Genomic DNA, 19,085 nt, shown 5'->3' with positions numbered 1-19,085 from the left:
ATACACTTGAACAAAATAAGCGCCTGAAAGGAAATAGAGTATGACGCATGACAAGAAAAAAGCTGATATCATTCCTTTCCCCCGTCTGAAAGAACGCTTGGTTGATAAAGGGATGGCCGCCATGAAGGATAAACAGTATCAGGAGGCCCTCGAACTGTTTTCAGAGGCGGTAAGCCACGGTGATACCGAGTCCGACGTACATTTAGGCATGGCGATTTGTTTTCTGGAGCTCGGGGAATTGGAAGAAGCAAAACAAGTTTGCGAGAAAATGCTGAACGAAGGGTACGGCCATTATTTTACCGTGCTGCAGGTGTACATGACCATTTTGATTCAGCTGAAACAATATGAAGAAGTCAAAAGCACAATTGAAGCTGTGCTGGAAGAAAACCAGCTCCCCGCAGAAAGTGCGGAGCAATTCTACCGGCTGCTCGAATTCAGCCGCAAAATGACCGATCCCGATCAGCAGGACGAGGTGTGGGAGGAGGAATATGAAGACGTTCTTGATGCGGAAAAAGTGCTGAACAGCCCCGCTGAACAAATGAACCTGATCCATTCTCTCAAAGACCGCAATATTGCGAAACACACGGGTCTTTTAAAAACGATTCTGCAAGATCCGGGCGCACATCCGCTGATCAAGACGATGATTTTGACACTGATGGCGGAGCACGATTACAGCAAGCCGGTCCATATTACAAAATTCGGCGATTCAATGACCGCGATACCGAGTGAAACAATTCAGCCTGATGCGGCGCCGATTTTGCACCGCGTTCTCCGGGTGCTTGATGAAACGCTGGGCAATGAAAACCCTACATTATACGCCGCCGTTGAGGAACTGTGGAGAAGGCATCTGTACGTCCTGCACCCTTTTATGCCGAAGCTTTTGAACGCTGATTTATGGGCTGCAGCGCTTCATAAGGTCGGTTACGAGATGCACGGCATTGACATTGAGCCGGAGGAACTTCATATGATGTACGAGTTTGACAGCCGCGAACTCGAAGAAGCCTGCACGATGATTAAGGATATTGAAGAAATTTCTTATTTGTAAATCACGCCATATAGTTGAAAGCGATAGGCGTTATGTTATAATATAGTGGTTGTATTTATGTATAGCGGTTTAACTGAAATGAGAATTACGGTTGGACAGGCTGCCAGTTCATTACATAATGATTCTGATTCAAAGCGGTTTTTTCTTTGACAAAGCCGCGGATTGCTTTAGAATGGAAGACCGACACAACCTGAATAGATTTTTGGAGGGAAATACATGTCTGTAAAATGGGAAAAACAAGAAGGCAACGAAGGCGTATTAACGGTTGAAGTTGATGCGGAAACGTTCAAAACAGCTCTTGATGATGCATTTAAAAAAGTAGTAAAACAGGTTTCTATTCCTGGATTCCGCAAAGGGAAAGTTCCGCGCGGTTTATTCGAACAGCGTTTCGGCGTTGAAGCTCTTTACCAGGATGCTTTAGATATTTTACTTCCTGTAGAATACCCTAAAGCGGTTGAAGAAGCCGGCATTGAGCCTGTAGACCGTCCTGAAATCGATGTTGAAAAAATCGAAAAAGGCGAAAGCTTAATTTTCACTGCAAAAGTGACTGTAAAACCGGAAGTGAAACTTGGCGACTACAAAGGCTTAGGAATCGAAAAAGATGACACTGCCGTTACTGATGAAGACGTACAAAACGAACTTAAAGCGCTTCAGGAGCGTCAGGCTGAGCTTGTCGTAAAAGAAGAAGGCGCTGTTGAAAACGGCGATACAGTCGTTCTTGACTTCGAAGGTTTTGTTGACGGAGAAGCATTTGAAGGCGGAAAAGCTGAGAACTACTCACTTGAAGTAGGATCAGGTTCATTCATCCCGGGATTCGAAGAGCAGCTGACTGGTCTTGAAGCAGGAGCTGAAAAGGATGTTGAAGTAACATTCCCTGAAGAGTACCACGCTGAAGATCTTGCAGGCAAACCAGCTGTCTTCAAAGTGAAAATTCATGAAATCAAAGCGAAAGAGCTTCCTGAGCTTAACGACGAATTCGCAAAAGACATTGACGAAGAAGTTGAAACGCTTGCTGAATTAACTGAGAAAACAAAAAAACGCCTTGAAGAAGCGAAAGAAAACGAAGCTGACGCTAAATTGCGTGAAGAGCTTGTGCTGAAAGCATCTGAAAACGCTGAAGCTGATGTTCCTCAAGCGATGATCGATACTGAGCTTGACCGCATGCTGAAAGAATTCGAACAGCGTCTGCAAATGCAAGGCATGAACCTTGAGCTTTACACTCAATTCTCAGGTCAAGATGAAAACGCGTTAAAAGAGCAAATGAAAGAAGATGCCGCAAAACGCGTAAAATCAAACCTGACTCTTGAAGCGATCGCTCAAGCTGAAAACCTTGAAGTGACTGACGAAGAAGTTGAAGCTGAGCTGACTAAAATGGCTGAAGCTTACAACATGCCGGTTGAAAACATCAAGCAGGCTATCGGTTCAACTGACGCGATGAAAGAAGATTTAAAAGTTCGAAAAGCAATTGATTTTCTTGTAGAAAACCGTTAATATGGTTCATAATAATAGACATAATGAAACAGGGCGCGATTATTTCGTGCCTTGTTTTGTACAATTATGATATAACTCTTTTTCTTGGGGCAAGATAGTCATTGCCGGGCTGTTTTTTGTCATACATATAGAATGTGCAAGCGCGAAACACATTGTTACCGTCTTACTGGAAAGTATGGTAAAATGCAATACATACTCGATCGTAGCAAGAACCGTTTTCTTTTGCCCTTCAGGTAAAAGAAAAAGTGAGACAAGATTAAGGGGTGAAAGAATGTTTAAATTCAACGAGGAAAAAGGACAATTAAAATGCTCGTTCTGCGGAAAAACGCAAGATCAGGTTCGTAAGCTGGTTGCAGGACCGGGTGTATATATATGCGACGAATGCATCGAGCTCTGTACAGAAATCGTAGAGGAAGAGCTTGGTACAGAAGAAGAAGTCGAATTTAAAGACGTTCCGAAGCCGCAGGAAATCCGTGAGATTCTGAATGAATATGTCATCGGACAGGATCAGGCGAAGAAATCACTTGCGGTTGCGGTATACAACCATTACAAACGCATCAACTCCAACAGTAAAGTGGATGATGTCGAGCTTTCTAAAAGTAATATTTCATTAATCGGGCCGACTGGAAGCGGGAAAACACTTCTTGCCCAGACGCTTGCGCGTATTCTGAACGTTCCGTTTGCGATCGCGGACGCTACATCTCTGACTGAAGCCGGATATGTCGGTGAGGACGTAGAAAACATCCTCCTCAAGCTGATTCAGGCTGCAGACTATGATGTGGAAAAAGCAGAAAAAGGCATTATTTACATCGATGAAATTGATAAAGTAGCGCGAAAATCTGAAAACCCGTCCATTACACGCGACGTATCAGGCGAAGGCGTTCAGCAGGCGCTGCTGAAAATTCTTGAAGGAACGGTTGCAAGCGTGCCGCCTCAAGGAGGACGCAAACATCCTCATCAGGAATTCATTCAGATCGATACGACGAACATTCTGTTCATTTGCGGCGGTGCATTTGACGGCATTGAACAAATCATCAAACGCCGTCTCGGACAAAAAGTCATCGGTTTCGGCTCAGATAATAAAGCGGCAGACCTGGAAAAAGAAGAACTGCTTTCTAAAGTTCTTCCGGAAGACTTGCTTCGTTTCGGTCTGATTCCTGAATTCATCGGCCGTCTTCCTGTCATTGCAAGCCTTGAGCAGCTTGACGAAACGGCACTGGTTGAAATTCTGACTAAACCTAAAAACGCACTCGTCAAACAATACAAGAAAATGTTAGAACTAGATGATGTCGAGCTTGATTTTGAAGACGAGGCATTATCTGAAATTGCGAAAAAAGCGATCGAGCGAAAAACAGGCGCACGCGGCCTGCGTTCTATCATTGAGGGCATCATGCTTGACGTCATGTTTGATCTGCCGTCCCGCGATGACATTGAAAAATGTGTCATTACCGGAGCGACAGTGGCAGACGGTGAAGCACCGCGTCTTGTATTAAAAGACGGCACTGTTGTCGGCCAAGATAAAACATCTGCGTAACGTTACAAAACCTCCTGATTCGGATTGATCAGGAGGTTTTTTTCTTGTCCCGACCCTTCTGAAAAATGTTTATTCCGGGCTTTGCTGGGAGATACTAGCGGACAGAGGAATGAATTGGATACATAAATCGTTTTCAGGAGGGACCAGCATGAGTTGGACAGGGATCGCATTATTTGTACAGCTGTTTTTCGGGATAGTCATCGGATTATATTTTTGGAATCTGCTCAAAAACCAGCGTACACAAAAAGTGACGATAGATAAAGAATCAAAAAAAGAAATGGAACAGCTTCGCAAAATGCGCGCCATCAGTTTATCAGAACCTTTATCAGAAAAGGTGCGGCCGAAAAGCTTTCAGGATATTGTCGGCCAGGAGGATGGGATTAAAGCGTTAAAAGCTGCGCTTTGCGGTCCGAATCCGCAGCACGTGATCATTTACGGGCCTCCCGGAGTCGGCAAAACGGCTGCGGCGCGTCTGGTATTGGAAGAAGCGAAAAAGCATAAACAGTCACCATTTCAAAATCAGGCCGTTTTTGTTGAGCTTGATGCGACGACCGCGCGATTTGATGAACGGGGTATTGCCGATCCGCTTATCGGTTCGGTGCATGATCCGATTTATCAGGGAGCGGGAGCGATGGGTCAGGCGGGCATTCCGCAGCCGAAGCAGGGGGCTGTGACTCATGCGCACGGCGGCGTCCTATTTATTGATGAAATCGGTGAGCTTCACCCGATTCAGATGAATAAAATGCTGAAGGTGCTTGAAGATCGGAAAGTCTTTTTAGACAGTGCGTATTACAGTGAGGAAAATACGCAAATCCCGAATCACATTCATGATATTTTTCAAAACGGGCTTCCCGCGGATTTCCGTTTGATCGGAGCGACAACGAGAATGCCGACTGAAATTCCGCCGGCCATCCGTTCGCGCTGCCTTGAAGTGTTTTTCCGTGAGCTGGAAAAGGATGAGCTTAAAACCGTAGCGAAAAAAGCGGCCGACAAAATTCAGAAAGAGATTTCTGATGAGGCACTCGATGTACTGACTGCATATACGAGAAACGGCCGTGAAGCCGTCAATATGATTCAGATTGCTGCCGGCATGGCGGTAACCGAAGACAGAAAAGAAATTACGACAGAAGATATAGAATGGGTTGTTCATTCCAGTCAGCTCACACCTAAAAATGAGCAGAAAATCGCCGATGAACCGCAAGTCGGCATCGTGAACGGACTTGCCGTATACGGACCGAACAGCGGCGCATTGCTGGAAATCGAAGTGAATGTCACGCCTGCACAGGACAAAGGAAGCCTGAATATTACGGGGATTGCAGAGGAAGAGAGCATCGGCAGCCAATCGAAGTCGATCCGCCGCAAAAGCATGGCGAAGGGATCGGTGGAAAACGTTCTGACGGTTCTCCGCACAATGGGCATCAAACCTTCGGACTATGACATTCATGTCAATTTTCCGGGCGGAGGCCCGATTGACGGACCGTCAGCGGGTATCGCGATGGCCGCGGGGATTTTTTCCGCGATTCACCGCATCCCTATCGACCATACGGTGGCGATGACGGGAGAGATCAGCCTGACGGGCCTTGTCAAACCGATCGGCGGCGTCATTCCGAAAATTAAAGCCGCGAAACAGGCTGGAGCTAAAACCGTCATTATTCCTTACGAAAATCAGCAGTCCATTCTGAAACGAATAGACGGAATCACCATTAAGGCGGTAAAAACGTTCCAAGAAGTACTTGACGCCATATTGGTTGATCCGCCTTCAGAACAAAAACCGTTTGATATCCAAATGAATAAAGAATCCGTATAAACCCCATTTTTATAATGGGGTTTTTTTATGGAGGACATCTTTTCCTTTTTCAGAACAGAAAGAAAGGGTATACTACGAAGAGACTGTTTTATATACAGGGGCAGGCGGTAAGCCGATGAAAGCCCGATCCCGGAATTGTACAACGATGAAAAAGTTGTATTATAATGGTTCATACTAAAGTCACGGAGGTGTCAGTCATATGGCAGAAGATACAAAACGCAGCATCCCGCTCCTCCCTTTAAGAGGTTTATTGGTATACCCGACGATGGTTTTACATTTAGATGTAGGCCGGGACAAGTCGGTTCAGGCTCTTGAACAGGCAATGATGCACGATCATATGATTTTTTTAGCCACTCAGCAGGATATTTCGATAGACGAACCGGGTGAAGACGACATTTTCACCGTCGGCACTTATACAAAAATCAAACAGATGCTGAAGCTGCCCAACGGTACGATCAGAGTGCTTGTAGAAGGTATTCAGCGGGCGCAAATCCTTGAATACACCGAACTAGAAGATTATACTTCGGTCGATATACAGCTGATGCATGAGGACGATTCGAAAGACGTCGAAGATGAGGCGCTTATGCGGACGCTGCTGGACCATTTTGACCAGTACATAAAAATTTCAAAAAAAATCTCCGCAGAAACGTATGCGGCTGTGACTGATATTGAAGAGCCCGGCAGAATGGCGGACATCGTCGCTTCTCATCTCCCGCTGAAATTAAAGGACAAGCAGGATATTTTAGAAACGGCGGATATTAAAGAACGTCTGAATAAGGTCATCCGTTCGATTAATAATGAAAAAGAAGTGCTGGAGATTGAGAAAAAAATCGGTCAGCGCGTCAAACGTTCGATGGAGCGCACCCAAAAAGAATACTACTTGCGTGAACAGATGAAAGCCATTCAAAAGGAACTTGGCGACAAAGAAGGTAAAACCGGCGAAGTTCAGTCCCTCACGGAAAAGATAGAAGAAGCGGGCATGCCTGAGCGTGTCAAAGAAACGGCGCTTAAGGAATTGAGCCGTTACGAAAAAGTGCCGTCAAGCTCAGCGGAAAGCTCTGTTATCCGCAACTATATTGACTGGCTCATCGCCCTGCCGTGGTCGGATGAAACAGAAGATAAACTGGATATTAAAAAAGCCGGGGAAATCTTAGACAAAGAGCATCACGGTTTAGAGAAAGTGAAAGAACGGATTCTGGAGTATCTGGCCGTGAAACAGCTGACGAAAACGCTGAAAGGGCCGATTCTTTGTCTGGCCGGACCGCCGGGAGTCGGAAAAACATCTCTTGCAAAATCAATCAGTACGAGCATGGGACGCCGGTTTGTGAGAATTTCACTGGGCGGAGTGCGCGATGAATCTGAAATCCGCGGCCATCGGCGTACATACGTCGGAGCGATGCCGGGCCGGATTATCCAAGGAATGAAAAAAGCCGGCAAACAAAATCCGGTCTTTCTCCTCGATGAGATTGATAAAATGTCATCTGACTTCAGAGGCGATCCGTCTTCGGCGATGCTTGAGGTGCTGGATCCGGAACAAAACAGCACATTCAGCGACCACTATATTGAAGAGACGTTCGATTTATCGAAAGTGCTTTTTATCGCGACTGCGAATAACCTTGGTTCTATACCGGGCCCTCTCAGAGACAGAATGGAGATTATCAGCCTGTCAGGTTATACTGAGAACGAAAAGCTGGAGATCGTAAAGGATCACCTGCTTCCGAAACAGATTAAAGAGCACGGGCTCACAAAGAGCAGCCTGCAGATTCGGGATCAGGCCATTACTGACATCATCCGCTACTATACGAGGGAAGCCGGCGTGAGAACGCTTGAACGCCAGATTGCCGCCATTTGCCGAAAGGCTGCAAAAGCCATTGTTTCTGAGGAGAGAAAACGCATTACCGTTACAGAGAAAAATCTGGCCGACTATCTCGGAAAACGGATATTCAGATACGGACAGGCGGAAACCGAGGATCAAGTCGGAGTTGTCACGGGTCTCGCGTACACGACGGTCGGCGGAGATACGCTTTCAATCGAAGTGTCACTGTCACCGGGAAAAGGAAAGCTGATTCTGACCGGGAAGCTCGGAGATGTCATGAGGGAATCCGCGCAGGCCGCTTTCAGTTATGTCCGCTCGAAAACGGAGCAGCTCGGAATCGACCCGAAATTCCATGAGAAGTATGACATTCATATCCATGTCCCTGAAGGAGCGGTGCCGAAAGACGGCCCTTCTGCGGGAATTACGATGGCTACTGCGCTCGTATCGGCATTAACGGACCGTGCGGTAAAACGCGAAGTCGGTATGACCGGGGAAATCACGCTGCGGGGCCGCGTGCTTCCGATCGGCGGACTGAAAGAAAAGGCGCTCGGCGCGCACAGAGCGGGCCTGACCACGATTATTGCGCCTAAAGATAACGAAAAAGATATAGAGGATATTCCTGAAAGCGTCAGAGAAGGGCTGAAATTTATATTTGTGTCTCATCTCGATGACGTTTTGGAACATGCCTTAGTAGGAGAGAAGAAATGAAAGTCACAAAGTCAGAAATCGTGATCAGCGCGGTCAAACCTGAGCAGTACCCTGTTGGGGGGCTTCCGGAAATCGCGCTGGCGGGAAGATCAAATGTAGGAAAGTCATCTTTTATCAATTCATTAATCAATCGGAAAAACCTGGCCAGAACGTCATCAAAACCGGGGAAAACACAGACCTTAAACTTTTACATCATCAATGATGAATTGCATTTTGTCGACGTTCCCGGGTACGGGTTTGCGAAAGTTTCCAAAAGCGAGCGGGAAGCATGGGGGAGAATGATTGAAACTTATATGACGACCCGTGAAGAGCTGAAAGCCTGCGTGCAGATTGTCGACCTCAGACACGCGCCGTCTGCTGAAGACGTGAACATGTATGAATTCCTGAAGTATTACGGCATTCCCGTCATCGTCATTGCGACAAAAGCGGATAAAATTCCAAAAGGAAAATGGGACAAGCACTTAAAGGTTGTCAAGCAGACGCTTGATATGGACCCTGAAGATGAGCTGATTTTATTTTCCTCTGAAACAAAAAAAGGCAAAGATGAGGCGTGGGGAGCCATTAAAAAAATGATCAGCCGGTAATGAAAAACCCAAAACGCAGTGCGTTTTGGGTTTTATCGTATAGTTTTGTTCCGCTTGATAAACAATAATAAAAGGCTGATTCCGATGAAAACATACGGCCAGTATGTTTTGAAATATTCGGTCGGAATGTGGACGGATTCCAGCCACGCCGTAATTTGTTTAAAGAAGTATAAAAAGAGGGAAAAACCAATCATGGCAGCCGCTTCGTATACATATTCTTTTCTGGCAGCCGCAAATAAGGAGAACCCGAATACAAAGAGCAGCATTTCAAAATCTCCCGGCCACCATGAGAGCTCAGGTTTGGCGAAAAAATGCAAACCTATACCGAACAAAAGCATGCCGATTAGGACGTGAGATCCCGCAGTTTCCTTTTTGCCCTGATACAAGAGTACGGCGCCCAAAAGCATAAGGAGCACTGGCCATTCTCCCTGATTTGCAAACAGGTGAACCTGTCCGCTCTGAAGCCAAGCGAATAATGAAGCGGCAAGCAGAAGTCCCGGTAATAAAATTGATGTTTTTTTCATCCTGTCACCTACCCGCAGTAAAGGATTTTTAGTATGATGATTACAGAGGAAACGAAGCTTTTTATACTATAGCATAACATGTTTGAAATCTGTTCACATTTTCACGAAGAAACTATGTTATAATCATTATAAATAATAAATTCTATGTTAGAATGATTATAAATAAAATGCGATGTACGGGGGTGCATGAAAGGCTATGCATATTCTTGTTGTGGGAGTAGATTATAAATCCGCCCCTATTGAAATACGCGAAAAAATAAGTTTTCAGCCGGATGAGCTTGCAGAAGCGATGCTCCGTTTAAAAGAAGAAAAAAGCGTTCTTGAAAACATTATCGTGTCAACCTGCAACCGCACTGAAATTTATGCGGTGGTCGACCAGCTTCATACCGGCCGTTATTATATAAAGACATTTTTATCCGAATGGTTTTCTCTGCCGAAAGAAGAGCTGTCTCCGTTTCTGAAATTTTATGAGAGCGACGCGGCGATTGAGCATTTATTCCGAGTGGCGTGCGGTTTGGATTCCATGGTCATCGGAGAAACGCAAATCCTCGGCCAGGTCCGTTCGAGCTTTAAAACAGCGCAGACAGAAAAGACAATCGGCACCATTTTCAATGAGCTGTTTAAACAGGCGGTGACCGTCGGTAAACGCACGCATGCTGAAACCGATATCGGCGCCAATGCCGTATCCGTCAGTTACGCAGCCGTTGAACTCGCGAAAAAAATCTTCGGCTCTCTGTCAAATAAGCACATTTTGATTATCGGTGCGGGAAAAATGGGCGAGCTTGCCGCAGAAAACCTGCACGGCCAGGGCATAGGGAAAGTAACGGTCATCAACAGAACGTTTTTAAAGGCAAAAGAACTTGCTGACCGTTTTTCCGGAGAAGCGCGCAGCTTAAACCAGCTTGAACATGCACTTGCTGAAGCTGATATTTTAATCAGCTCGACAGGCGCAAGTGATTTTGTCGTGTCTAAAGATATGATGGAGAGAGCGGGCAGACAGCGGAAGGGCCGCCCGTTATTTATGGTGGATATCGCTGTTCCGAGAGACCTTGACCCTGCGCTGAACGATCTTGAAGGTGTTTTTCTGTACGATATTGACGACCTTGAAGGAATCGTTGAAGCCAACTTACAAGAACGCCGTGAAACTGCTGAAAAAGTCGAGCTGTTCATTGAAGCGGCAATTGTTGAGTTTAAGCAGTGGCTTAATACGCTCGGCGTTGTGCCGGTCATTTCGGCGCTTCGTGAAAAGGCGCTGTCTATCCAGTCCGATACGATGCAGAGCATTGAGCGCAAGCTGCCTCATCTGACGGTAAGAGAGAAAAAGCTTCTCAGCAAACATACGAAGAGCATCATTAACCAAATGCTGCGCGATCCGATTCTGAAAGCGAAAGAGCTTGCGGCTGAAGCGGATTCTGAGGAAAAGCTGAAGCTGTTTATGCAGATTTTCGATATTGAGGATGAAGCCGGCCGTCAGCTGGACAAAAGCCTGGATAACCGCCAGACGGTTCATTCGCTTCAAAAGGCAGAAACAAAAACGGGCTTGCGTCCGCTTGTAAGTGAGTGAGCGCTGTATGATTGATACAGCAATGGCAAGGCTTAATGAAGCGACAATTGTGATTTACGCAATAAGCGTCCTTTTTTACTTTATAGATTTTCTTCAACACAACCGGAAGGCTGGGAAAATGGCCTTCTGGTTGCTTTCTATTGTCTGGACTCTGCAAACCGTCTATCTTTCTTACTTTATGTGGAAGACGGGCAGATTTCCGGTCTTAAATATTACAGAGGCCCTTTACTTTTATGCGTGGGTGCTTGTCACGCTCTCACTTGTTGTCACGCAGATCCTGCGGGTTGATTTTATCGTGTTTTTCACGAATGTCATCGGTTTCTCGATGATTGCGATCCATACATTTTCACCGACGGATCAGCATTCGGCCGCCTTTTCCGGCCAGCTGGTCTCAGAGCTTTTGGTCATTCATATTACAATGGCGATTCTCTCATACGGCGCGTTTTCCCTTTCTTTTGTCTTTTCGCTTCTTTATCAGTTTCAATATTCTTTATTAAAGAAGAAAAAATGGGGAAAATGGCTGTTGAGAATTGAAGATTTGTCAAAACTTGATTATATGGCTTACGTTTTAAATGTCATCGGGGTTCCGATGCTGCTGTTAAGCCTGATATTAGGCGTGATCTGGGCGTATGTGTCTCTGGAAACGCTGTACTGGTTTGATTCAAAAGTGCTCGGCTCGTTTATTGTGCTGCTTTTATACAGCTACTATTTATATATCAGAATGATTAAGGAACTGCAGGGAAAAGTGGCGGCGTTATGGAATTCAGCATGTTTTCTCGTGCTGATGATTAATTACTTCCTGCTCGGAAGCCTGTCGCAATTCCATTGGTTCAGTTAACGTCACGCGCCCAAACAGATTCGGGAGGAAAGAAAATGAGAACGATTAAGGTAGGTTCCAGACGGAGCAAGCTGGCTATGACCCAGACAAAATGGGTGATTAACAAACTGAAGGAATTGAATCCTTCCTATAACTTTGAAATCCGGGAGATTGTCACAAAAGGCGACCGCATCCTCGATGTCACACTGTCAAAAGTGGGCGGCAAAGGTTTGTTTGTCAAAGAGATTGAACAGGCGCTGCTGCATCTGGAGATTGATATGGCGGTCCACAGCATGAAAGACATGCCCGCTGTTTTGCCTGATGGTCTTGTCATCGGCTGCATACCAAAACGTGAGGATCCGCGTGATGCGCTGATTTCGAAGGGGCATCAAAAGCTGGAGGACATAAAAGAAGGCGGCATTATCGGCACCAGCAGTTTAAGAAGAAGCGCCCAGATTCTTGCTGAGCGTCCTGATCTTACTATTAAGTGGATCAGAGGAAACATAGATACGAGACTTCAAAAGCTTGAGACGGAGGATTACGATGCGATTATTTTAGCTGCTGCGGGTCTTTCAAGAATGGGCTGGAAAGATGATGTCGTATCTGAATTCCTCGAACCGGACCGCTGTCTGCCTGCGGTCGGCCAAGGCGCTCTTGCCATTGAATGCAGAGAGTCGGATGAGGAGCTTTTGAAGCTGTTTGCGCAATTCACCGATGAGTATACGCAGCGCACGGTGGCAGCCGAACGGGCTTTCTTACACGCGATGGAAGGCGGCTGCCAGGTGCCGATTGCCGGGTATGCGTCCGTCAATGACAGGGATGAAGTTGAGCTGGTCGGTCTGGTTGCATCTCCGGACGGAAAGACGATTTATAAAGAAACAGCGGCGGGACATGATCCGGAAGAAATCGGGAAACGCTGTGCGGCGCAGATGTCTGAAAAAGGAGCGAAAGACTTAATCGACAGCGTGAAACAGGAGCTCGATCAGGATGGCAAATGACCTTCCTTTACAAGGAAAGACCGTGCTTGTCACCCGGAACAAAAGACAGGCCGCTCCGTTTCGAAAAAAAGTGGAGGCGCTCGGCGGAACGGCTGTTTCCGCTTCGCTGATCGCTTTTCAGGAAGCGCTCCCGGATGAATGCGCGGACAGTCTCCGGGAAGACCTTTCTGAGCCGGGATGGCTTGTGTTTACAAGCGTAAACGGCGTCCGGTTCTTTTTTTCCTACCTTGATCGGCACGGTCTTGCGCTTTCCGGACGGAAAAAAATCGCAGCCGTCGGTGAAAAGACTGCGCGCGCCTTGAAAGAGCGGGGAGCCGGGACGGATGCGATGCCTGACGAGTATGTGGCCGAATGTCTGGCTGATACATTAAAACGGCACGCATCAGCTGCCGAACCCATTTCAGTGATAAAGGGCAATTTATCACGCGATGTCATAAAAGCGGAGCTTGAGCCGCTTGGCTATCAAATAAGGGAATGGGTATTGTACAATACCATTCAGGATGAACAAGGCATGGACGAGCTGAGACAGGCTGCATCCCGCTCTCATTTTGATTTTATTACGTTTACCAGTTCATCCGCGGTGCATACGTTTATGCATGCGGTCGGAAACGGAGAAATAGTGTGGAAAAACAGCGGTGCGAGCTATATCAGCATCGGCCCTTTGACAGAGAAAGCGCTATTGGAATACGGGATCTCATCCCATGTGCCTGACACTTATACGATTGAAGGCATGCTGGACGTCATGTGCAGCATGTCGGGAAAGGATAGATAATGATGAATCAAACATTTAACAGACACCGCCGTTTGCGCGCGAACGCTGCGATGAGAGATTTAGTAAGAGAAACACGTCTTCACCCTTCAGATTTTATTTACCCTCTATTTGTCGTTGAAGGGCTTGAAGGAAAAAAAGAAGTTTCTTCCATGCCGGGGGTTTACCATGTATCCCTTGATTTATTGAAGGATGAGATGGCTGAGCTGATATCACTCGGCATTAAATCGGTCATCGTTTTCGGCGTGCCTGAAGAAAAAGACGCCTGCGGAACCCAGGCTTTTCACGATCACGGCATTGTGCAAAAAGGGATTGCTGAAATTAAAAAGCATTATCCTGAAATGATCGTCATCGCTGATACATGCCTCTGTGAATACACGGACCACGGCCATTGCGGCGTCGTCAAAGACGGAGAAATCCTCAATGACGAGTCGCTTGAATTGCTGGCTCAGACAGCCGTCAGCCAGGCCAAAGCAGGCGCTGACATCATCGCTCCTTCAAATATGATGGACGGTTTCGTCACAATAATCAGAGAAGCGCTTGACAAAGAAGGGTTCACAAATATTCCGATCATGTCTTATGCAGTGAAATATTCAAGTGAATTTTACGGTCCGTTCCGCGACGCGGCTGACAGCACACCGCAGTTCGGCGACCGAAAAACTTATCAGATGGATCCGGCCAACCGCCTGGAAGCGCTTCGTGAGGCAGAATCAGACACCGCAGAAGGCGCTGACTTTTTAATCGTCAAACCGTCTATGTCATACTTAGATATTATGCGTGATGTGAAAAACCGCCATCACCTGCCGCTGGTCGCTTATAATGTGAGCGGGGAGTATTCCATGGTGAAAGCTGCAGCCCAGAACGGCTGGATTAAAGAAAAAGAAATGGTGCTTGAAATTTTAACGAGCATGAAACGTGCAGGCGCTGATCTGATTATGACGTATCATGCAAAAGACGCAGCAAAATGGCTTGCTGAGTAACGATTTCATTTGACGGGAGCTGAGGCAGATGAGAAGCTATGAAAAATCAAAAGCCGCTTTTAAAGAAGCGCAGAAACTGATGCCGGGCGGAGTGAACAGTCCGGTGCGCGCGTTTAAATCAGTTGATATGGATCCGATTTTTATGCAGCGCGGCAAAGGATCGAAAATTTTTGATATTGACGGCAATGAATATATTGACTATGTGCTGAGCTGGGGACCGCTCATTTTGGGCCACACCAATGACCGCGTCGTTGAAAGCCTGAAAAAAGTAGCAGAAAACGGGACAAGTTTCGGGGCATCCACTGAAGTGGAAAACGAACTGGCCAAATTGGTCATTGACCGTGTGCCGTCTGTTGAAATCGTGCGGATGGTCAGCTCCGGCACAGAGGCGACAATGAGCGCCCTTCGTCTGGCAAGAGGATATACCGGCCGCAACAAAATTTTAAAATTCGAAGGCTGTTACCACGGCCACGGTGATTCACTGCTGATCAAAGCGGGATCGGGAGTGGCGACACTCGGTCTTCCGGACAGCCCGGGTGTACCTGAAGGGATTGCGATGAATACGATTACCGTTCCGTACAACGACTTGGAAAGCGTTGCACTCGCATTCCGGGAGTACGGTGAAGATATCGCCGGAGTCATTGTTGAGCCGGTAGCCGGCAATATGGGCGTTGTTCCGCCGCAGGAAGGGTTTTTACAAGGGCTTCGTGACATTACGGAACAATATGGCGCGCTGCTCATTTTTGATGAGGTTATGACCGGTTTTCGCGTGGACTATAACTGTGCGCAAGGATATTTCGGCGTGACGCCTGATTTAACTTGTCTCGGCAAAGTCATCGGCGGCGGTCTTCCTGTCGGTGCGTATGGCGGCAAAGCCGAAATCATGGAAAGAATCGCTCCGAGCGGTCCGATCTACCAGGCGGGAACCTTGTCAGGGAATCCGCTTGCCATGACAGCGGGACTTGAGACGTTACAGCAGCTCACACCTGAATCTTATCAAGAATTTGTGAAAAAAGGCGATATGCTTGAAGAAGGCATTTCAAAAGCCGCTGAAGCACATGGGATTCCGCACACGTTTAACCGTGCGGGTTCAATGATCGGATTCTTTTTCACAAACGAGCCTGTCATTAACTATGAAACAGCCAAATCATCTGATTTAAAGCTGTTCGCCAAATATTATAAAGGGATGGCTGACGCAGGCGTATTTCTGCCGCCGTCTCAATTTGAAGGATTGTTTCTCTCCACTGCGCATACAATGGAGGATATCGAAAAAACCATTCAAGCCGCTGAGAAAGTGTTCCAGGCGATCAGCCGCTGATACCGAAAAGCCGATGCAAGCAAGTCTTGTATCGGCTTTTTTCAATGCCTCCCTTATCATATTTATCCATATTGCGGCATACACCTTTAGTGACATCTAATTGTAAGGATTAGATGAAAGGAGGATATGAACTTGCCGCATAATCACCGGTTGCAATTTTCTGTTGAAGAATCAATCTGTTTCCAAAAAGGACAGGAAGTTTCTGAATTACTTTCGATTTCATTAGACCCTGATATCAGGGTGCAGGAAGTAAATGATTATGTCTCAATTAAAGGATCATTAGAACTTACTGGCGAGTACAACATAGATCACAGCAGTCAATTCGAAGAGCTTGGAAGAGAGCTGAGACATGTAGAGGAAGTGAGGGCGAGGGAGGATGGCACAGCTGAGCTCCTTCATTGCTTCCCGGTGGACATCACGATTCCGAAAAATAAAGTGAGCCACCTCAATGACGTTTTCGTTTTTATTGATGCCTTTGATTATCAGTTAACGGATTCAAGGATTTTAACCATTCAGGCTGATTTGGCAATTGAAGGGCTGCTTGAGGAATCCGAGCCAGAAGAGCCGGAGATCCCTCTGTATGTGGCGCCTGAATTTGCCAGAGAAGAAATGATCAATCTGGCTGACCATCGCTCTGAGGAAGAAAACGAACCTGAATTAGTGATACGCCATAGGCATGAAGAACCTCTGCCTGAAGCTGAAGAACCCCTGGCTCTATCAGAAGAAGCGGCACAAGAAGCCGGGGAGAATGAGGAAGAGACTCCGCCTATACTCAGGCAGGAGGAAGAAGAGGAGGCTGAGGAAACTGAAGAACCTGCCCCTGTTCTGAGGCTGGAAGAGGCGCCGGAACCTGTCTCATATACTGAGCCTCCCCCTCCCGCTGCCATCCTGGAGGAAGAAGAGCCGGAAGAGGCTGAGGAGCTTGAGGAGCCTGCAATCATGGCGGCTGAGAGGAGTGAACCTGTATCTGAGGATGATTCAGCGGAAATGCTTGAAGAAACAGCAAATGATGTTGAACCGTTTTCCCCTGCTTTTACTCTGACCCCGCATGCCGATAAAGCAGAGATTGAGGAACAGCCCGTCCTTCAAAAAGAAGAGGAGCCTGAGGCCGAACCGCTTCTCCGTCAGAGTGATCAAGAGGAGGCGGAAGAAGCCGAAGATGAGCCTGCGGTTTTTGAAGAAGAGCAGGCGCCTGCTTATCGCGAGTTCGTTCCGGAACCGCGGGAAGAGGAATTTTACAGCGCACCTAAGTTTCTTGAGGAAGAAGCTCAGGCTGATGAAGGATTTGAAGTTGAGGTGAGGAAGATGGCGCAGCCGGAGGAGGAAACCGGGGAGCCTCTTGATTTGTCCTTTCAGTTTTCCAAACTGCCTCCTGAGGAACCGGCGGCATCTGAGCCGTCTGAGCCGCTTAAAGCAAGAGAGAATCAAGAAGCGGCATCGAAAACGGAGCAGAAGGAAAATGACAACTCTCATTATTTGACGAAATTATTTACAAGAGAAGAAGAAAAGTTTTCAAGAATGAAAATCTGCATCGTACAGCAGCAAGATACAATCGACCGGGTGTGTGAACGATATGACATCACATCCCAGCAGCTCATCAGAACGAATGCTTTATCGTTTGATGACGAACTGGAAGAAGGTCAGCTTCTGTATATACCTGAATATAATAACAGCCATGCGTAAGCACAAAGAGGCCGTAAAAATGTGGTGAATGGAATGGAAGCAGTCCAATCAGTGCTTCAGGAATACGGGCTGGCGGCCGAGTATATTGAGCCTGTCAGCCCGCATGTATGGAAAGTCTACTCAAACCACGGCATTTTTGCTTTGAAACAGCTCAAGCCGGCCCGCAGCAGTGAATTTACGGACTATATGATTGAGATTGAGGAGAAAGGCTACCGTTCATTTGTTCCGATTTACCGCACGCATGCAGGCGATTTTTTTGCGGGAAGCCGGACGGAGGCGTCTTATTATTTAATGCCCTGGCTTCAGTACGATCAGGAAGAAGAACGGGATCAAAAACATGTTTACCTTTTTAAAGAGGTGGCGAAGCTCCATTCCGCGACCGTGAGGGACATCCAAATCCGGACTGAAGACATCAGCGGCTTTTATGAACTGACGAAAAGAGATTGGGAAAATGATAAGCTCGTCTATGAACAATTTGCCGACCGGGCGGAAAAAGAGTGGTACCTTTCTCCTTTTGAATTGCAGGCTGTTACGTATCTTACAGAAACGGTTTCAGCCGTTAATTTTGCTCTTGAACGTCTGGAGGAATGGTTTGACGCGGCAAAGGATCATGACAAAACGAGAGCGGTGATCAATCACGGCAGCTTATCGAGCCGCCATTTTCTATATAATGATGTGGGAACGGGCTTTTTTACAAATTTCGAGAAAGCCGGGCTCGGACCTCCGCAAAATGATCTGCTCGGCTTTTACTCCAGAATGTTCAGAAGCTATCCGAAAGCGTGTCCGGAGTGCCTTGAATGGTTTTATACGTATCACAAATCATTCCCCCTCCGTGAAGCGGAAATCAGCCTGTTCCTCAGCTATATGGCTTATCCGAGCGGCATGTACAAAGTGCTGAAACGGTATCAAACCGCCCAAAGGGGTTCTGAGAAAGAAGAGTGCACGCAGTTATTAAGAGCGTTTTGGCAGATGAAAAATGTTGAACCTTTTCTCATGAAGGTGTATCAGATTGAGCAGGAGAAAAAAAGAAAGGCGGAAAACGAGTCCTCTTCATAGCGGGACTCGTTTTTTTATATCCATTCCAAATGCAGGGCGCATGCTAAAAACAGCAGGATGGCAAGCAGCAGGACGTCAAAAGTCGTCGGAAAGAAAATCGTCCTGATCCCCTGAAAGATCGTAATCGGTACAATGACTTGCGCTGATACAAGGCGGACCTGTCTGGCCCACGGGGGGAGCGAATAAGAATTGAATTTTTTTCTCACGGCAATTCCTCCTTACATTCGCCTTTCTTTGTATCGTATGTGAGGGAAAGGGCGGGGTGCATGCCCATTTATGTATGACGGCAGCGGTTTTTGGAAAAGATGATTGACGAAACAAAAACACTTTTACTATAATAAAGAACATAATAAATAAGATCATGAGCTGATATAAATACACCTGCTTTGAA

General features: G+C 46.7%; 16 protein-coding genes and 1 other annotated feature (1 of these 17 running past the window's edge). Of the genes, 14 read left to right on the top strand and 2 right to left on the bottom strand.

From position 1 onward, the window contains the following. The first annotated feature begins 40 nt into the window (after nucleotides 1-40). From ddcA to yihA, 6 genes are all read left to right on the top strand, one after another. Nucleotides 41-1,045 carry a DNA damage checkpoint antagonist DdcA gene (gene ddcA / locus AC1DN5_RS09190; RefSeq protein ID WP_016938759.1) on the top strand — a complete coding sequence of 335 codons (1,005 nt, stop codon included), beginning with the start codon at nucleotides 41-43 and terminating at the stop codon, nucleotides 1,043-1,045. A gap of 216 nt (nucleotides 1,046-1,261) precedes the next feature. Further along, nucleotides 1,262-2,536, top strand: a complete 1,275-nt coding sequence (tig, locus tag AC1DN5_RS09185; protein WP_016938760.1) for a trigger factor — start codon at nucleotides 1,262-1,264, stop codon at nucleotides 2,534-2,536. Nucleotides 2,537-2,807: 271 nt separating this feature from the next. Continuing rightward, complete coding sequence (clpX, locus tag AC1DN5_RS09180; protein ID WP_047475529.1) at nucleotides 2,808-4,070, top strand: ATP-dependent protease ATP-binding subunit ClpX; 1,263 nt, start codon at nucleotides 2,808-2,810, stop codon at nucleotides 4,068-4,070. 148 nt (nucleotides 4,071-4,218) lie between these two features. Beyond that, nucleotides 4,219-5,877: an ATP-dependent protease LonB gene (gene lonB, locus AC1DN5_RS09175; protein ID WP_047475531.1), complete on the top strand. Its 1,659-nt coding sequence runs from the start codon at nucleotides 4,219-4,221 to the stop codon at nucleotides 5,875-5,877. Between the two features lie 199 nt (nucleotides 5,878-6,076). Beyond that, on the top strand, nucleotides 6,077-8,401 hold the full coding sequence (lon, locus tag AC1DN5_RS09170) for an endopeptidase La (protein ID WP_016938763.1): 2,325 nt from the start codon (nucleotides 6,077-6,079) through the stop codon (nucleotides 8,399-8,401). Continuing rightward, a complete protein-coding gene (gene yihA / locus AC1DN5_RS09165; protein ID WP_016938764.1) occupies nucleotides 8,398-8,985 on the top strand; it encodes a ribosome biogenesis GTP-binding protein YihA/YsxC in 588 nt (195 codons plus the stop codon). The genes lon and yihA overlap by 4 nt, the downstream gene beginning before the upstream one ends. A gap of 32 nt (nucleotides 8,986-9,017) precedes the next feature. On the opposite strand, the gene AC1DN5_RS09160 is transcribed toward yihA, so the two are convergent. Then, complete coding sequence (locus tag AC1DN5_RS09160; RefSeq protein WP_016938765.1) at nucleotides 9,018-9,509, bottom strand: hypothetical protein; 492 nt, start codon at nucleotides 9,507-9,509, stop codon at nucleotides 9,018-9,020. 196 nt (nucleotides 9,510-9,705) lie between these two features. On the opposite strand from AC1DN5_RS09160, the gene hemA reads away from it, so the two are divergent. From hemA to ysxE, 8 genes are all read left to right on the top strand, one after another. Further along, nucleotides 9,706-11,073, top strand: a complete 1,368-nt coding sequence (hemA, locus tag AC1DN5_RS09155) for a glutamyl-tRNA reductase (protein ID WP_016938766.1) — start codon at nucleotides 9,706-9,708, stop codon at nucleotides 11,071-11,073. A 7-nt stretch (nucleotides 11,074-11,080) separates the two neighbouring features. Continuing rightward, a complete protein-coding gene (locus tag AC1DN5_RS09150) occupies nucleotides 11,081-11,911 on the top strand; it encodes a cytochrome c biogenesis protein (protein ID WP_016938767.1) in 831 nt (276 codons plus the stop codon). Nucleotides 11,912-11,946: 35 nt separating this feature from the next. Continuing rightward, complete coding sequence (gene hemC, locus AC1DN5_RS09145) at nucleotides 11,947-12,888, top strand: hydroxymethylbilane synthase (RefSeq protein WP_016938768.1); 942 nt, start codon at nucleotides 11,947-11,949, stop codon at nucleotides 12,886-12,888. Beyond that, a complete protein-coding gene (locus AC1DN5_RS09140; RefSeq protein WP_366969119.1) occupies nucleotides 12,878-13,660 on the top strand; it encodes a uroporphyrinogen-III synthase in 783 nt (260 codons plus the stop codon). The genes hemC and AC1DN5_RS09140 overlap by 11 nt, the downstream gene beginning before the upstream one ends. Nucleotides 13,661-13,662: 2 nt before the next feature. After that, nucleotides 13,663-14,637: a porphobilinogen synthase gene (gene hemB, locus AC1DN5_RS09135; protein WP_366969655.1), complete on the top strand. Its 975-nt coding sequence runs from the start codon at nucleotides 13,663-13,665 to the stop codon at nucleotides 14,635-14,637. Nucleotides 14,638-14,665: 28 nt separating this feature from the next. Continuing rightward, nucleotides 14,666-15,955, top strand: coding sequence for a glutamate-1-semialdehyde 2,1-aminomutase (gene hemL, locus AC1DN5_RS09130; protein ID WP_016938771.1), 1,290 nt, complete (start codon nucleotides 14,666-14,668; stop codon nucleotides 15,953-15,955). Nucleotides 15,956-16,087: 132 nt separating this feature from the next. Continuing rightward, the gene (locus AC1DN5_RS09125) at nucleotides 16,088-17,638 is read left to right on the top strand and encodes a LysM peptidoglycan-binding domain-containing protein (protein WP_366969120.1); all 1,551 of its coding nucleotides are present in this window, start codon (nucleotides 16,088-16,090) and stop codon (nucleotides 17,636-17,638) included. 33 nt (nucleotides 17,639-17,671) lie between these two features. Next, nucleotides 17,672-18,694 (top strand): spore coat protein YsxE, encoded by a 1,023-nt coding sequence (gene ysxE / locus AC1DN5_RS09120; RefSeq protein ID WP_029575361.1) that lies wholly within the window; start codon nucleotides 17,672-17,674, stop codon nucleotides 18,692-18,694. Nucleotides 18,695-18,708: 14 nt separating this feature from the next. On the opposite strand, the gene AC1DN5_RS09115 is transcribed toward ysxE, so the two are convergent. Next, nucleotides 18,709-18,900, bottom strand: a complete 192-nt coding sequence (locus AC1DN5_RS09115) for a hypothetical protein (RefSeq protein WP_016938774.1) — start codon at nucleotides 18,898-18,900, stop codon at nucleotides 18,709-18,711. A 171-nt stretch (nucleotides 18,901-19,071) separates the two neighbouring features. Further along, nucleotides 19,072-19,085, top strand: a binding site (T-box leader); it runs 208 nt beyond the window's last position.

The sequence above is a fragment of the Bacillus sp. 01N42_2 genome (assembly GCF_056399565.1).
This window is presented reverse-complemented; position numbering and strand designations above follow the sequence as displayed.

Coding starts and splice junctions, on each gene's coding strand:
- ddcA (WP_016938759.1), top strand. CDS start 41: ATGACGCATGACAAGAAAAAAGCTGATATCATTCCTTTCCCCCGTCTG.
- tig (WP_016938760.1), top strand. CDS start 1,262: ATGTCTGTAAAATGGGAAAAACAAGAAGGCAACGAAGGCGTATTAACG.
- clpX (WP_047475529.1), top strand. CDS start 2,808: ATGTTTAAATTCAACGAGGAAAAAGGACAATTAAAATGCTCGTTCTGC.
- lonB (WP_047475531.1), top strand. CDS start 4,219: ATGAGTTGGACAGGGATCGCATTATTTGTACAGCTGTTTTTCGGGATA.
- lon (WP_016938763.1), top strand. CDS start 6,077: ATGGCAGAAGATACAAAACGCAGCATCCCGCTCCTCCCTTTAAGAGGT.
- yihA (WP_016938764.1), top strand. CDS start 8,398: ATGAAAGTCACAAAGTCAGAAATCGTGATCAGCGCGGTCAAACCTGAG.
- AC1DN5_RS09160 (WP_016938765.1), bottom strand. CDS start 9,509: ATGAAAAAAACATCAATTTTATTACCGGGACTTCTGCTTGCCGCTTCA.
- hemA (WP_016938766.1), top strand. CDS start 9,706: ATGCATATTCTTGTTGTGGGAGTAGATTATAAATCCGCCCCTATTGAA.
- AC1DN5_RS09150 (WP_016938767.1), top strand. CDS start 11,081: ATGATTGATACAGCAATGGCAAGGCTTAATGAAGCGACAATTGTGATT.
- hemC (WP_016938768.1), top strand. CDS start 11,947: ATGAGAACGATTAAGGTAGGTTCCAGACGGAGCAAGCTGGCTATGACC.
- AC1DN5_RS09140 (WP_366969119.1), top strand. CDS start 12,878: ATGGCAAATGACCTTCCTTTACAAGGAAAGACCGTGCTTGTCACCCGG.
- hemB (WP_366969655.1), top strand. CDS start 13,663: ATGAATCAAACATTTAACAGACACCGCCGTTTGCGCGCGAACGCTGCG.
- hemL (WP_016938771.1), top strand. CDS start 14,666: ATGAGAAGCTATGAAAAATCAAAAGCCGCTTTTAAAGAAGCGCAGAAA.
- ysxE (WP_029575361.1), top strand. CDS start 17,672: ATGGAAGCAGTCCAATCAGTGCTTCAGGAATACGGGCTGGCGGCCGAG.